The 15,764-nt window shown below is 42.2% G+C and carries 15 protein-coding genes; 4 read left to right on the plus strand and 11 right to left on the minus strand.

Annotation, left to right across the window (positions count from 1 at the left end):
- Positions 1-71 precede the first annotated feature (71 nt).
- Together ybaL and M998_RS15755 are read right to left on the minus strand one after the other, a co-directional pair.
- Positions 72-1,823 carry a YbaL family putative K(+) efflux transporter gene (ybaL, locus tag M998_RS15750; protein ID WP_068909734.1) on the minus strand — a complete coding sequence of 584 codons (1,752 nt, stop codon included), beginning with the start codon at positions 1,821-1,823 and terminating at the stop codon, positions 72-74.
- Between the two features lie 295 nt (positions 1,824-2,118).
- Positions 2,119-3,342: an MFS transporter gene (locus tag M998_RS15755; protein WP_068909736.1), complete on the minus strand. Its 1,224-nt coding sequence runs from the start codon at positions 3,340-3,342 to the stop codon at positions 2,119-2,121.
- A 279-nt stretch (positions 3,343-3,621) separates the two neighbouring features.
- Between M998_RS15755 and ushA the strand changes: the two genes are divergently transcribed.
- The gene (ushA, locus tag M998_RS15760) at positions 3,622-5,292 is read left to right on the plus strand and encodes a bifunctional UDP-sugar hydrolase/5'-nucleotidase UshA (RefSeq protein ID WP_068446135.1); all 1,671 of its coding nucleotides are present in this window, start codon (positions 3,622-3,624) and stop codon (positions 5,290-5,292) included.
- 57 nt (positions 5,293-5,349) lie between these two features.
- Here the strand turns inward: ushA and ybaK are convergent, their stop codons facing one another.
- From ybaK to M998_RS15780, 4 genes are all read right to left on the minus strand, one after another.
- The gene (ybaK, locus tag M998_RS15765) at positions 5,350-5,826 is read right to left on the minus strand and encodes a Cys-tRNA(Pro)/Cys-tRNA(Cys) deacylase YbaK (protein ID WP_068909738.1); all 477 of its coding nucleotides are present in this window, start codon (positions 5,824-5,826) and stop codon (positions 5,350-5,352) included.
- Positions 5,827-5,852: 26 nt separating this feature from the next.
- On the minus strand, positions 5,853-6,653 hold the full coding sequence (locus tag M998_RS15770; RefSeq protein ID WP_068446131.1) for a TraB/GumN family protein: 801 nt from the start codon (positions 6,651-6,653) through the stop codon (positions 5,853-5,855).
- A gap of 123 nt (positions 6,654-6,776) precedes the next feature.
- Positions 6,777-7,358, minus strand: a complete 582-nt coding sequence (locus tag M998_RS15775; protein WP_068909741.1) for an HdeD family acid-resistance protein — start codon at positions 7,356-7,358, stop codon at positions 6,777-6,779.
- Between the two features lie 352 nt (positions 7,359-7,710).
- Entirely contained in the window at positions 7,711-7,917 is a 207-nt protein-coding gene (locus M998_RS15780) for a cation transporter (protein ID WP_068446128.1), read from the minus strand.
- A gap of 432 nt (positions 7,918-8,349) precedes the next feature.
- Between M998_RS15780 and cueR the strand changes: the two genes are divergently transcribed.
- Positions 8,350-8,760 carry a Cu(I)-responsive transcriptional regulator gene (gene cueR, locus M998_RS15785; RefSeq protein ID WP_068446126.1) on the plus strand — a complete coding sequence of 137 codons (411 nt, stop codon included), beginning with the start codon at positions 8,350-8,352 and terminating at the stop codon, positions 8,758-8,760.
- Here cueR and M998_RS15790 read toward each other — a convergent pair.
- The 5 genes from M998_RS15790 to tesA all read right to left on the minus strand — a co-directional run bounded on the left by M998_RS15790 (position 8,714) and on the right by tesA (position 12,569).
- Complete coding sequence (locus M998_RS15790; RefSeq protein ID WP_068909743.1) at positions 8,714-9,193, minus strand: NfeD family protein; 480 nt, start codon at positions 9,191-9,193, stop codon at positions 8,714-8,716. The two genes, cueR and M998_RS15790, sit on opposite strands and share 47 nt — an antisense overlap.
- Entirely contained in the window at positions 9,190-10,134 is a 945-nt protein-coding gene (locus M998_RS15795) for an SPFH domain-containing protein (protein ID WP_068446122.1), read from the minus strand. Before M998_RS15795 ends, M998_RS15790 begins: the two co-directional genes overlap by 4 nt.
- Positions 10,135-10,149: 15 nt before the next feature.
- Complete coding sequence (locus M998_RS15800) at positions 10,150-11,007, minus strand: co-chaperone YbbN (protein ID WP_068446120.1); 858 nt, start codon at positions 11,005-11,007, stop codon at positions 10,150-10,152.
- 61 nt (positions 11,008-11,068) lie between these two features.
- On the minus strand, positions 11,069-11,854 hold the full coding sequence (locus tag M998_RS15805) for an SDR family oxidoreductase (protein WP_068909745.1): 786 nt from the start codon (positions 11,852-11,854) through the stop codon (positions 11,069-11,071).
- A 73-nt stretch (positions 11,855-11,927) separates the two neighbouring features.
- Positions 11,928-12,569: a multifunctional acyl-CoA thioesterase I/protease I/lysophospholipase L1 gene (tesA, locus tag M998_RS15810; RefSeq protein ID WP_068446117.1), complete on the minus strand. Its 642-nt coding sequence runs from the start codon at positions 12,567-12,569 to the stop codon at positions 11,928-11,930.
- On the opposite strand from tesA, the gene ybbA reads away from it, so the two are divergent.
- Both ybbA and ybbP read left to right on the plus strand, forming a co-directional pair.
- A complete protein-coding gene (gene ybbA / locus M998_RS15815) occupies positions 12,537-13,223 on the plus strand; it encodes a putative ABC transporter ATP-binding protein YbbA (RefSeq protein WP_068446115.1) in 687 nt (228 codons plus the stop codon). The genes tesA and ybbA overlap by 33 nt on opposite strands.
- Complete coding sequence (ybbP, locus tag M998_RS15820; protein ID WP_068909747.1) at positions 13,220-15,667, plus strand: putative ABC transporter permease subunit YbbP; 2,448 nt, start codon at positions 13,220-13,222, stop codon at positions 15,665-15,667. Before ybbA ends, ybbP begins: the two co-directional genes overlap by 4 nt.
- Positions 15,668-15,764 lie beyond the last annotated feature (97 nt).

A 15,764-nucleotide genomic window follows, 5' to 3' on the forward strand; every position in this document is an offset into this window, starting at 1 on the left:
AGCCAGTAGCTAAGGCTACTGGCTTGATACACAATTGACGACTCTTTTGGTACGACAAATTTAAAAGTAGGTTAGAGGACGGGTTTTAGATATTCATCTAAATTTTTCCCTTCACCTTTTTTATCGTTATCAGTGTCAATAAAATCATCGATGGAACAACCAAATTCTTCGACATCATTACACATTAATGTCGCCATTGATTTGGCGATTTCATGTTCACCGATAATAATGTGGTCAGCGCCACGCTCTTTAATGAAGCTGACTTCATCGTCATAGTGAGCACGGACAATCACAGTAACATCCGGGTTAATTTCTTTTGCGGTAGCAACAATTTCACCGGCTTCATAACCATTTGGAATGGTCAGAAGTAACGTTTTAGCGCATTCAATGCGGGCTAGACTAATAATATCTTTATTAGCACCGTTACCTAAAATTGCACTGAACCCATTTTCAGCCAGCTCTTCAAATCGCGCCCGGGTGTCTTCAACAACAACCAGCGGAATACCCCTTCTGCGCAGTTTGTCTGCTAGCATACCACCGACTCGGCCATAACCGACAATGATGGCATGACCACAAATATCGACAGGAATTTGTGTTTCATCTTCCAGCGTTTCTTCAAGTAGCTGCTCTTCGATGGTTTCTGTTCTTTCTAAGTATTTATCAAGTAAGGTGAAGAGAACAGGGTTTAGCATAATTGACACAATCGCACCGGCTAAAACAAGGTTTTGAGCGTCTTTATCCATTACGCCTAGTGCTAAGCCCATACCGGCTAAGATAAAGGCAAATTCACCAATTTGTGCAAGACTGACAGAAATGGTTAACGCAGTTCGCCGTGAATGACCAAATAAGCGAACCAGCACTAAAGCCGCAGCAGACTTACCGATGATGATAATCGCCAATACCGCTAAAATACCGAGAGGTTGCTCAATCAGTACCATCGGGTCAAATAACATCCCGACAGAAACAAAGAACAGAACCGCGAATGCATCACGCAGTGGCAGCGTGTCTTGAGCGGCACGATGGCTAAGTTCTGACTCATTTAACACCATGCCCGCAAAGAATGCACCGAGAGCAAATGAGGCGTCAAATATGGCAACCGCAGCGTAGGCAATTCCTAGGGCAAGGACAAGAACGGCTAATGTAAAAAGCTCACGAGAACCTGTAGAGGCGGTACGCGATAAAATCCATGGGATTACTTTGCGGCCGATAACAATCATAATGAGGATGAATGCAACGACTTTACCAATTGTCCATGCAAGCCCAATCAAGAGCTCGCTAACGCTGGCTTGGTCGGTATTCATAATTTCAGCAGCAGCGGGTAACAGCACCAGTGCTAACACCATTGCCAAGTCTTCGACAATCAACCAGCCAATGGCTATTTGCCCGCGTTGACTCTCAATTAGCTGCCGTTCTTCGAGTGCTCGAAGCAATACGACGGTACTGGCAGTGGATAAACATAGACCAAAGACGATCCCAGTAAAAACACTCCAACCAAACAGCATGGAAAGACCAAGACCTAATAAAGTAGCAACTGCTATTTGTGCTATTGCGCCCGGAATTGCAATCGCTTTTACAGCAAGCAAATCTTTAAGCGAAAAGTGAAGGCCAACCCCAAACATCAATAGGATTACACCAATTTCAGCCAGTTCTGGAGCAAGCGCTCCATCAGCAACAAATCCGGGGGTAAAAGGACCTGCAAGAACACCGGCTGCAAGGTAACCAACTAAAGGGGAAATTTTTAATCGCTGCGCGATCATTCCTAACAGATATGCAAGGGCGAGACCACCAACAATGGTTGTAATTAAGGGCGTTGAATGCTCCATTTAGTCTCCTCTGGGTTATTATAAAAAAATAGGTGGGTACATGCCTTTGACTTTTAAAATGACGGTGATGCGTACTATCATTTTGAAATACAAATATCATGTTTTTATATTTTATCTTTTTTTGAGATAAATTTCCTTAAAAAAATGAAATGTTTTTAAAATAAATGCGGATTATAGGTGCTAAATCGTTACAAGGTTTGAGTTTTCATGATAATTGACTAAGATTCTCATCAAATCTAGCGGTAACAACCCATACTTATATTTAGATAAGTATGGGTAAAATAAGGAAATAAATCTATTTGTTGCCTATATTTGGTAACAATACTGTAAAAATCCCAAGTAATGGGAGAAAAGCACAATATTGATAAACTTGTTCGATACTGGTTTGGTCTGCAACATATCCGAGCACCGCAGCACCAACTCCACCCATCCCAAAGGCTAGGCCGAAAAATAGCCCCGAAACCATCCCTGTTTTACCCGGAATAAGGTCTTGTGCATAAACGAGGATTGCAGAAAAGGCGGAAGCGAGTATTAAACCAATAATTACGGTAAGGATACCTGTCCAATAGAGTGATGCGTGAGGCAAAATTAAGGTGAATGGTGCAACCCCTAGGATAGAAAACCAAATCACATATTTGCGCCCAATTTTATCGCCAATAGGCCCACCAATCATCGTGCCCGCAGCAACTGCAAATAAGAATACAAATAAATGGATTTGGGCATTTTGCACCGAAACACCAAATTTATCGATCAGATAAAAGGTGTAATAGCTGCTAATGCTGGCTAAATAAAAGTATTTAGAAAAAATTAGGATGAGCAAAATCGCTAATGAGCCAATAACTGCTTTACGTGGTAGTACCTTAATATTGTCAATACTGACAGGTTTTTTACTGGCAGCGCGATGCTGTTGCTTATACCAGCTACTGACTTGCAGCAAAATAACAATTGCGAGCAGAGCTGCAAGAGAGAACCAACCAATATTACCTTTTCCATAAGGCTCAATAATTAGTGCGGCAAGTAATGGACCTAAAGATGCACCTAAATTCCCGCCCACTTGGAAAAAAGATTGTGCAAGGCCATGGCGTCCACCGGATGCCATACGAGCAACACGGGATGATTCAGGATGGAATACCGATGACCCAGTTCCGACTAATGCTGCCGCCATTAAAATGACCGGGAAGGTCTCTGCCATCGCCAGTAAGATTAAGCCTGAAAGCGTAAAGGTCATTCCAATGGGTAACGAATAAGGCTGAGGGTGTTTATCCGTATAGTAACCGATTACAGGTTGCAATAATGAGGCTGTAATTTGATAAGTCAGGGTAATCATCCCTATTTGGGCAAAACTCAATGAGAAATCAGATTGTAGCAGTGGGTAAATCGCTAATATTAACGATTGGATCATGTCATTAAGTAGATGGGAAAAACTAATTGCCGTCAGAATACTAAAAACCGTTTTCCCTGTTTTATTTAATGGTTTTGACGGGTTGGTGTTATTGGGTGTTGTGGTTTGCTCACTCATAATTATCCACTTTTGGGGTTAAATGTGGTGTCACATCATCTTGTTAAATAATTGTTATCAATATAACCGAAATACAATTTATTTAAATCAATAAATCATTTATATGAAAAATCACCTCAAGCAATTATTTGAAGTAGATCTCATTTTTATGAAACGAATTTCTTATTCTGCAAGGGCTATCAAATCTTGATCTAATTTTTATGCTATAAAACGTTATTAACAGACCAACTATAATCTACACATACTGTAGAAAATTCCTATATTAGCAGGGAGAAATGTATGAAGTTTACATTTAAGGCGTCGGCATGTGCGCTAACGGTATCTTTAGCGCTATTACCGGCGATGATGGCAAATGCATGGGAAAAAGATAAAACCTATAATATCACTATCTTGCACACCAATGACCATCATGGGCATTTTTGGCACAACGATCACGGTGAGTACGGTTTAGCCGCACAAAAAACCGTTGTTGATGAAATTCGTAATGAAGTGGCAAAACAGGGCGGCAGTGTTTTGTTGCTCTCGGGCGGTGATATTAATACCGGTGTCCCAGAGTCTGACCTGCAAGATGCAGAACCTGACTTTAAAGGAATGAACTTAGTGGGTTACGATGCAATGGCATTAGGTAATCACGAGTTTGATAACCCATTAGAGACTTTACGCCAGCAAGAAAAATGGGCAACGTTCCCATTCCTTTCCGCCAATATTTATCAATCAAGTACAGGGAAACGTTTATTTAAGCCTTATCAAGTTTTTGACAAACAAGGTGTTAAAATAGCGGTGATGGGACTGACTACCGATGATACGGTGAGAATTGGTAACCCGGCTAATTTCCCAGATGTTGAGTTCCGAGTACCTGCAGATGAAGCGAAAAAAGTAGTTGAAGAACTTCGCGAAACCGAAAAACCGGATATCATTATTGCCGCGACTCATATGGGCCACTATGACGATGGTAAGCATGGTTCAAATGCCCCTGGCGATGTTGAAATGGCGCGAAGCTTACCCGCTGGCTATTTAGATATGATTGTGGGCGGTCACTCACAAGACCCTGTTTGTATGTCTCAAGAAAATAAAGATTACAAACAAGCAGATTACGTGCCGGGCACACCTTGTGCACCAGATAACCAAAATGGAACTTGGATTGTTCAAGCCCATGAATGGGGAAAATATGTTGGTCGCGCGGACTTTGAATTTAAAAATGGTAAATTCACGCTTAAACACTATCAATTAATTCCAATTAATTTGAAGAAAAAAGTCACCAAGGAAGATGGCTCGAGTGAGCGAGTTTACTATACCCAAGAAATCGCACATAACCCTGAAATGACTCAGTTACTAACACCTTATCAAAATAAAGGTGATGAGCAATTGAGTGTGAAAGTTGGTGCTGTCGACGGTAAGCTAGAAGGGGATCGCAGTAAAGTCCGCTTTGTGCAAACCAATATGGGACATCTATTGCTAGCCGCGCAAAAAGAGCGTGCAGGTGCAGACTTTGCCATCATGAGTGGCGGAGGCGTCCGTGACTCTATTGAGAGTGGCGATATTACCTATAAGGATGTGCTGAAAGTTCAACCGTTTGCGAATGAGTTGGTGTATGTTGATTTCAAAGGGGATGAAGTTATTCCTTATTTGACGGCAGTTGCCAATATGAAACCGGATGCCGGTGCTTATGGCCAGTTCTATAACGTCAGCTTAACGTTAAATGCAGACGGTAGCATCAGTGATGTGAAAATTGATGGCAAACCAGTAGATACAACTAAAACCTATCGTATGGCGACATTGAATTTTAATGCAATCGGTGGTGATGGTTATCCAAAAATTGATAATCATCCAAACTATGTCAATACCGGTTTTGTTGATGCGGAAGTGCTGAAAGGTTATATCGAGAAGCATTCGCCATTGAAAGCGGCTGACTATGAGCCTAAAGGCGAAATCGTTTATAAAAATAAATAAATGATGCTGATTTTTTGATACAAAAGCCCCAATTTGGGGCTTTTTGCCATTTAGCGCTTAATCTTTCTTTATTTCTGCAAAAGTGGCATTTAACACACTTGCAAGATCGCTCGGGGCTAATTCAATATCTAGCCCTCGTTTTCCACCCGAAACAAATAAGCTAGAATATTGCTGCGCTTGGCTATCAATAACGGTAGGCAGGCGTTTTTTTTGGCCTAAAGGACTGATACCTCCAAGGAGATAGCCGGTGATTTTTTGTGCAAATTGCGGATCAGCCATTTCGACTTTTTTAACCTTAAATACTTTGGCGACTAATTTTAAATCTAGATGGCCTGATACGGGGGTTACTGCAACAGCTAAGGTTTTTTGATCGCCATTGAGCGCCACTAATAAGGTTTTGAAAACCTGTTTTGCGTCAAGACCCAGTTTACGAACGGCTTCATCACCAAAATTACTTTCATTTGGGTCATGATCATAAGGATGTAAGGTAAATTGAATTTTTTGTTTTTCGAGTAGTTTTACCGCGGGAGTCATATTAATACCTGATATTTTTTAATAAGTTATTTACGTAAATAATCGACAAGGCTACCTTCACCAAATAGGTGTAAAGCACCGACAGCGACCACATAATTACCCTCAGGCAGCGCTTTTAGGATTTTACTCCATTCTAAATTACGTTGGGTCATTAATGCTTCGTAGATATCTTTGCTAAAGGTATTCGGCAATGTAGCACAATTTTCAGGTTGATAATCAAGCCACCAGCTGATCATCGTTTGTAATGAACGTGCATTAGCACGCCAATGCATTAATGAATCTTGTAATAATGCTAAGCCTTGATGCGGTAACTTCAGCAGTAACTCGACTTGAGAACGGGTTCCTTCAAGCTCAACAATTTTTTTTTGTTGAGCTTGGGCGCTGCGTAATAATTGATAATCAATGCCGTAGTGGCCGCGTAGCCCCAATTCTTGCGCTTGAGTGGCTTGTAAAATGAGCGCGATTTGCCACGAAGGTAGCGGATCAAATTGCATGGGATCTTGGCGAAGTTCTTGGCAATATTGTAAAAATAAAGTGTATTCATCTGTGGTGAGGCGTGCTTGCACGGGAATTTGAATGGTAGGATCTGAAGGAAATGCTGAGTGAGTATCCGTGATATCTGCTTCAACAATTAGCGCATCGGCTTGGTTCATTTTTTCTAATAATATCGCAGAGAGGGGAAACATGTTTTCAGTTCCCATATGAATACTGCCCACAATATGTAATTTTAGCTTTTTAGATAGACGAACATCGATAGCAGGGTAGGGATAAACGGGAGCAACACCAGTATGAAGCCAATTTTTTAAGTTTTCGAGTAACTTTCCCATAAATAACTTACCTACCTTTAAGGATCAGATGAGTAGGTTAAACAATCTTGCGCTGATTTGCGAATCACAGCGCAAGATAAAATCATTTTTTACACAAGATGCAAAAATTGCGTTATGACTACGTTATGCGTTATTGCTTTTTTGCTTCAAAATTGACAATAAGGCAAACAATCCGAAAGCACTGAATAGCATTTCAATACCGATTAGCGTGGTTAATAATGCAATCGAAGTAATAGGGCCATTACCTACTAATAAATAAGCAATGAAGAAATCTAGCAGACCGATAGCAATTTGCATCCAGCCACTTGCAGAGCTAATTCTTTGGAAACCTGCATATAATCGAATAATACCACCGATGATAAATAAGACGGCGATAACGATAGCCATTGCAATCAAGCCTTGCAGTGGTTCTTTAATAAAAGAATAACCCACGATGCAATAAAGGATCCCGATGACAAAACCAAATAACCGTGACCAGCCGGTATAGATAGCAGAGCTTAAAATACTCACAATTGTTGCCACACCACTCAAAATGAGTAACACACCAACGACGGCACTCACGACAATACCGGAAGCCATTGGATTAAGTAGACAAACAATACCACCAAGGAGCAATAATACACCGAGCACCATAATTAGGTTACGCTGCTTTTTAATGTCACCACTGGCTAAATTAGATAACTTCTCGCGATTAATATTTAACATAAAACTCCTCCCAAAAATGAATACTTAAATACTCGTCAGACTTCAAGATGCAGGCGTGTATTAATAATGCCACAGGGGTTGCACTTAGCTATCCGGATGACATAGCTTATCGTAGTTCTTGGGGTATTTTCACTTACTACTTACCCGCAACTCGAACTATTTTGAGTATAGTCTATATCACTAAGTAGAATTTTATTAGTTTTAGATTGGTGAATGATATTTAAATTAATAATTTAGCAATTAATGTTAAATTATCAGCGAGTTAGTGGCTTTTTATGATGGGTAATTTGAATAATTACCCATTTATGACCGCTCAGTTTAGATTATTAGCGGCTTAGTTTTTTAAGTGAGCCTAATCTTTTTCGCTTACCACGGCTTGATATCCAGCATCGGTAATTGTTGCGATTAAATCAGCCGCGCTCGCATCACTTTCGATAATAGCATACTCAGTAGTGACGTTAGCACTTTTGACGTCAGAACGCGCATTTAATGCTTTGGTTACTGAAGCCACGCAGTGTGAGCAGGTTAAACCACTTAGGGATAGTGTTGTTTTGTTCATGTTTATCTCCATTGTACCTTTCATTCTTCGTACTACAGGGGTGTTGGCTGTGTAAAATTACCCGAATCACATACTTTTGTATGTTCATCGGGATATTTTTACTTGCCGCCTACCTGTAGCCCGAATTATTTCGGGTAACCTTTTGAGTTATTTGCCATTCTTCGTACTACAGGGGTGTTGGCTGTGTAAAATTACCTGAATCACATACTTTTGTATGTTTATCGGGATATTTTTGCTTGCCGCCTACCTGTAGCCCGAATTATTTAAGGTAACTTTTTGAGTTATTTGCCATTCTCTTTGCTATAGAGCTCAATTATGTGACCCGAGTGGCTCAGCATAACTAACAGCCATATAACTTTAAGTATGACGGGTATATAATCAATATACGCTAAAGGTTACACCTTCCTGTAAGGTTAAAGTCAAGAGGGAATGATGAATATTAGTGAAATTGCAAAAAAAACAGGTTTGACGACAAAAGCGATCCGTTTTTATGAAGAGAAAGGACTCATTACACCGCCGGATAGAGGTGAAAACAGCTACCGATATTATCAAGATAAGCATTTTAATGAGCTAGTTTTGCTCAAACAAGCCAAAGATGTCGGATTTACCCTTGAAGAATGTGGTGAGTTATTAGGGCTATTTCGTAATCCAAGCAGGCACAGTTCTGATGTAAAGAGCACAACGATTGCGAAAATTAATGAAATAGAGCAGACAATCGTTAAATTGTCTGCGATACGAGCGACGTTGCAAAATTTAGTGGATGCATGTCCTGGGGACGACGGGGCAGATTGCCCGATTATTGATCATCTTGCTCGGGGCTGTTGCCACCAAGAGAAGGCTTAACCTTTAAAGTTATACCATCCACGGCGATAACCACCACTTCAGTTTCAACGGAAAGCGGAATATCCGAGTAGACACGCCAGCTTCCATCCGCTAATCGCACACGGCTAAAGCCTTCTTCGGTATCTGTCAGTAAACGCGCTTTTACACCAATCAGTTTATGGCTAATTTGGTTAACATTATCAGCTTTGGTATTCTGACGTCCACTGAGCCATTTACGCCATAATAGGGCGGAAACAACCGTGAATATAGCGAATAGCAAACCTTGCCATTCCCAACCGAGGGATGGCAAGGCTAAGGTGATAATACCGACAAGCACAGCGGCTATACCTGACCATAATAAATAGCCGCCAGTTCCGAGTAGTTCACCAATCAGCAATAAACCACCAAGACATAGCCAAAACCATGCGGGCTGAGTGCTGATAAGTTCTATCATTCTTTTACCTGCTTCTTATCGGCTCGGGCTTTTTTACTTTCGCCGATAAGCTCTGTGATACCACCAATTGCGCCCATTAGACTACTGGCTTCTAATGGCATCATGATTACTTTACTGTTTTCTGCGGAACCAATACGGGTTAAGGCATCTGTGTATTTTTGTGCCACAAAGTAGTTAATGGCTTGCATATCACCGGCTGCGATAGCGTCAGAAACCATTTGGGTTGCTTTCGCTTCTGCTTCAGCAGCCCTTTCACGTGCTTCAGCTTGTAAAAATGCGGATTGGCGTTCACCTTCAGCTTTGAGGATTTGAGATTGTTTTTCCCCTTCCGCTTTCAAGATAGCTGCTTGACGGATACCTTCAGCTTCGAGGATATCGGCACGCTTAGTCCGTTCTGCTTTCATTTGTGCGTTCATCGCACTGATCAGTTCTTTAGGGGGTTTTACGTCACGAATTTCAATACGAGTAATTTTTACACCCCAAGGGTTGGTCGCTTCATCAACCACATGCAGCAAGCGGCCGTTAATGGAATCACGCTGAGACAGCATCTCATCCAATTCCATTGAACCTAGAACAGTACGAATATTGGTCATGGTTAAATTGAGTACCGATAGCTCCAAATTACTCACTTCATAAGCAGCGCGTACAGGGTCAACCACCTGAATAAAGCAAACCGCATCAATAGTAACGTTAGCGTTATCCCGTGAAATAACTTCTTGAGATGGGATATCGAGGACTTGTTCCATCATATTGATACGACGGCCTATTCTATCCATAAATGGTACGATAAATGCCAGTCCGGGTTGTAATGTACGAGTGTAACGACCAAAGCGTTCAACCGTCCATTGGAAACCTTGAGGCACTGTTTTTACACAGGTAAAAACGATAACGATAGCAATAAAAATAATAATCGGTATCGCACCAAACGCGAACAAATCCATATCAGTAATCCTTAATTAGTAAAGTAATGAATAAACTTGTCGGCGGTATTTACTGGCGAGTGCATCACCGGTTCCCATCGCTGACATAATATCCATCATGGTTTTCTTAACCGCGCCATCCCCTGCATTGAGATCTTTTTTCAGGAAGGTCATTAGCAGCTCTAACGCTTCTTCATTGCGATTCACTTCATGTAATTTTAGCGCTAATTGTACCGCTAGGGCGGTATTTTCAGGTGTTTGATTAAATTCTTGCTGCAATTGCTGGATTTCTGGTGTGTCAGCAGCTTGCTTTAATAATTCGATTTTTGATATAAGCCCTTGATAACGGCTGTCTTTATCTTGCATTGGCACTACTTTTAGTGTGATTTCGGCATCATCCACTAAATTTAAGTTAATTTGTGTTTCAGCAAGCAAGAATGTGATATCACTATTTTTGGCGTTAATTTGATGTGCTTCTTTCAATAAAGGCAGCGCTTCTAATGGTTTACCTTCAGCAATCAGCTCGGCAGCTTGTGCTGCTTTCAATTCTTCTGGGCTTGGTAGAACGCGAGACAGTATTTCGAGTACCGCTTCTTCAGGTTGTGGGCCTTCAAAGCCGTCCACAGGACGACCATTTTGCAATACATAAACGGTTGGGATAGCTTTCAAGCCAAATTGACTGGCTATCATCTGCTCTTCGTCACAGTTAACTTTCGCTAAAATAAATAATCCCGCGTAGTCATTGGCAATCTTATCAAGTGTGGCACCAAACTCTTGGCAGTGTGGACTGCGTGGTGACCAAAAATAGAACATAACGGGTAGGTTCGTTGATTGTTCAATGATTTGATGCAAATTGGTTTCGTTAATATCAATAATTTGAGCGTTAGCAAACATAAGGAGGTCTCTTTAAATAATTGTTCTCATTAACATTAAAATGGGGCTTTTTTTCGTATTTTCAAGCCTTTTTACCCTGATTAGCCAGTATTTTATCCATCAGCCTATCGGGTAAAATACGTTTAAGGATACGAACAACGACCGTCAGTAATGTGACAGAATAACGTATGCGGGGTCGAGGGCTCTCTAATGCATGAATTAACTTTTGTACCACATGCTCAGGGGTTAAGGTAAAGCGCGCTGCAATACCCGGATTTTGAACGGGTTTATCTTTTTGTGTTTGTGCCACATTTTGAGTGAATGCGCTATGAATAGGACCGGGTTCAATTAAACTGACATGGATGCCTGAGCCCTTTAATTCTAGACGTAAAGCATCGGACCAGGCTTCTAATGCGTATTTACTTGCAGCATATGCCCCGCGTCCAGGGGTCGAAATAATCCCCATAACTGAGCTAGTTTGCACAATTCGCCCTTCATTATGGGAAATCATGGCTGGCAATAGGCGTAAAGTTAATTGGTGAACGCCAAAAAAATTGGCTGAAAATTGGGATTCTAATTGTTGGCGACTAACCGTTGTTAACGCACCATAAACACCAAACCCTGCATTATTGAATAATCCGAAAAGACGCCCTTGGCACAATGAGAGCACCGCATCCGCCGCGGCATCTATGCTATTGTTATCATCAAGATCAAGGGCGACGGTATCAAATCCCAAACTTTGAAGACGCAATATGTCTGCTTCTTTTCGACAGGCGGCAATAACATGGTAACCGCGTTGGCGAAGTGTTTGTGCGGCACAAAAACCGATACCACTTGATGCACCTGTAATAAGCACTGATTTTTGCATAACTTTACCTATTTGCAGCCGTAATTTTAGTTAAAACCTATATACTCGTCATTCTTTACGCTTTAAGTCAATTTTACTCGTTAGACGGTAAAATATACACAGAAAGCTGTTTTTCCATAAAATCAGTAATGGAAGGCTGCGCCGCTTCAGTCGGATGGATACCATCTTGTTGTATCCACTCAGGCTTGGTGATCACTATTTCCATATAAAATGGCAGCAACGGAATATTATTTTCTTGTGCCAGTTTTGGATAGAGCTTTTCAAAGCTTGATGTATAGCGTTTACCGTAGTTTGGCGGGATGCGAATTTGCATTAAAAGCGGTTTCGCACCCGATTGCTCTATTTTATCGATAATTTGCTGTAAATTAGTTTCTAATTGTTCTACAGATAACCCCTGTAAACCATCATTAGCCCCTAACTCCACCAGTACCCAGTTAGGTTTATGTTGTTCAAGTAGGGTAGAAAGACGCTCTAGCCCTTGTGCTGAAGTGTTTCCACTAATACTGCCGTTAATCACGGTAACCGGTGGTGATAATTTCTGCCAGCGTTCGGCAAGCAATGAGGCCCAAGCCTGCTCCGCCGGTAAGCGATAGCCTGCACTTAGGCTATCACCTAAGATCAATAGCTTAGTTGTCGCCAGTGCGTGTCCACTTGCGGTCAGTAACAGGAGAAAAACCAATATATGTCGGCGAAAAATATTCTTGAAGTTCATCATCTCATTAAACGTGTTGGCCAAGGTGAACATGAACTGACTATATTGCAAGGTGTTGAGCTAATTGTCGAGCCCGGCCAAACAATTGCGTTAATCGGTGAGTCTGGTTCAGGGAAATCAACCTTATTAGGAATTATAGCCGGGTTAGATGACGGCACAAGCGGCAAAGTCAGTTTACTCGGACAAGAACTCACCCAGATGAATGAAGAGCAACGTGCGAGCTTGCGAGCAAAAAGTGTCGGTTTTGTTTTTCAATCGTTTATGTTGATCCCAACCTTAAATGCCTTAGAAAACGTTCAGTTACCTTCTTTATTACGCGGTGAGTCTGAGTCGAGTAGCCAACAACATGCTATCAGCTTACTCACCGAGCTAGGCCTTGGAAAACGATTAAAACACATGCCTGCACAGCTTTCGGGTGGGGAGCAACAACGTGTAGCTTTGGCGAGAGCCTTTAATGGTCGACCTGACATTTTATTTGCGGATGAACCCACCGGTAACCTTGATCGCCATACCGGTGACAAGATAGCTGATTTGCTGTTCTCGATGAATAAAGAGTATGGCACAACCTTAATTTTAGTCACCCATGACAACGAATTAGCGGCACGTTGCCAGCGTAGGTTAAGACTGGTTGATGGCCTATTGAGGGAAGAGGCATGATTTGGCGCTGGTTTTGGCGTGAATGGAAAACGCCGTCGTTATTAATTGTATGGCTCGCGCTGACCCTTGCGGTTGCTTGTGTATTAGCCCTAGGCCGGATTAGTGATCGTATTGAAAACAGCATGAGCTACCAAAGCCGTGAGTTACTCGCGGGGGATCTGGTTTTACGATCATCTCATCCAAGCGATCCCGCATGGATACAGGAAGCCAAAGCGAGTGGGCTGAAACTGAGTCAACAAATTTCATTTTCAACCATGGCTTACTCGACGGCAGATGAAGATATTCGTCCTCAGTTAGTGTTGGTCAAAGCCACAGATAACGCCTACCCATTGTATGGTGGATTAGTGACTGAGCCTGCGGGGCTACAGCCCGAAAAAGGGCAAATATTGGTGGCACCACGTTTATTAGAGTTGCTAAGCCTCAAAATTGGCGATCAAATCGATATCGGTGATGCCACATTGAAAGTTGCCGGTACATTGGTACAAGAGCCGGATAGCGGTTTTAATCCATTCCAAATTGCCCCAAGAGCTTTAATTTCCCTTGAGGATGCGGAGCTGACCGGTGCTATTCAATTAGGCAGCCGGTTAACTTATCGTGATATGTTTGCTGGCGATAGTCGCGTAATTGATGCCTTTAAGGGCAAGTTCGATCAACAATTAAGAACAGATCAGCGTTGGTATACATTGAGTGAAGACAGCGGTGCTGTCGGTAAAACATTTCAGCGCGCTCAACAGTTCCTTTTGCTTTCGGTGCTGTTGACATTATTGTTAGCAATAGCCGCGGTTGTGGTTTCGATGACCCATTACTGCCGGAGCCGACACCAGCTAGTTGCGGTACTGAAAACCCTCGGGGCGGGTGGAGGTGCGTTACGGAAGTGGATTATTGGTCAATGGCTGGTAATTTTAATTGCAGCGGCGCTACTCGGCTCATTGTTAGGGCTGGCCTTTGAAGGTATCTTAATGCAAATTTTAGGGGCAATGTTACCGAAAGCGTTGCCTTCTGCCAGCCTTTGGCCGTGGGTTTGGGCAATAGGAACATTGTTTATTATTGCCATTATTGTCGGCATTCGTCCTTACTTTCAATTAATGGCCACGCAGCCGTCTCGCGTACTGCGTGAAGATGCGCAATCACCCGTGTGGCCGCTGTATTATTATCTTCCGATTGTCATTTTGATTGTGGTAGGCGGGCTGTTTTTATTCGCTGGAGTTAACCCGCTATTATGGTCGATATTAGCGGGTATTGTGGTAGTGGCAATTTTATTAGCGCTGATTGGCTGGGTGGGTTTATGGGCTTTACGTCATATTAAATTTCGCCAATTAAGCTTGCGTTTATCGGTGAGTCGCCTACTGCGCCAACCTTTGCAAACCATCACACAAATGAGTGCGTTTTCACTCTCATATATGTTGCTGGCATTGTTGATTTTAGTTCGTGGTGATTTGTTAGATCGCTGGCAGCAACAGCTTCCCGCTGATAGCCCAAATTACTTTTTGATCAACATGACACAGTCCCAATTAGCGCCTGTGACGGAACTTTTGGCACAATATAACGTTAAACCCACTGAGTTTAATCCTGTGATCTTGGCGCGGTTATCTGAAATTAATGATAAGTCTGCGATTGAGTGGGCGGATGAACGCGACCCGAATAATAATACGGTTAGGCGTGAGTTGAGTTTAACTTGGCAATCTGTTTTACCACCGGCTAACTTGTTAGATAAAGGGACATGGCCGCCAAAAGCAGGTGAAGTTTCGATTGAACAAACGGTGGTGAAAGAGCTTGGACTTGAGATTGGCGATAAATTAACGTTTAACGCTGGCGCACAAATTTTTTCAGCCACCGTCAGCAGTATTCGTACTGTCGACTGGGAAAGTTTGAGACCCAATTTTTACTTTATCTTCTCGGAAGAGTCTTTATCGCAAATGCCCGCAACGTGGTTAAGTAGCTTCCATTATGAAGGTGATGGTCAGTTATTGACGCAGCTTAGCCGCAATTATCCAACTATTAATGTGCTGGATACTGGCGCGATAATCACACAAATTCAGCAAATACTTCAGCAGGTTAGCCAAGCATTGGAAGTGATGGTGGTACTGGTTATTTTTTGTGGACTATTGCTGCTGCTGGCACAAATTCAAGTGGGAATGAGCCAACGAGAGCGTGAGCTGGTGGTGTATCGCACCTTGGGTGCAAGTAAAAAACTGATGCGCAGAACCTTATGGAGCGAGTTTGCTTTACTGGGTTTTATGGCGGGCTTAGCCGCTGCCTTTGGTGCTGAAATCGCACTGTGGTTACTACAAACTAAAGTGTTTGGCTTTCCTTGGCAACCCGAGTGGCGTATGTGGTTATTATTACCCCTGTGCGCGGCTTTATTATTATCCATCTGCGGTGGCTGGCTAGGACTCAGGTTATTAGGCACCAGCAGTCAGCATCGACGCTTGTCGAATGGTTGATGAAAAACACACCAAGGCTTGAAAACTTTGGTGTGTTTTTTTGTATTAACTATTCAAACTTTCACGTTCGGCAAAATAAATAGGAAGATGAATGAAA

Source organism: Providencia heimbachae ATCC 35613, from assembly GCF_001655055.1.
In the GTDB taxonomy this organism is placed as follows: domain Bacteria; phylum Pseudomonadota; class Gammaproteobacteria; order Enterobacterales; family Enterobacteriaceae; genus Providencia; species Providencia heimbachae.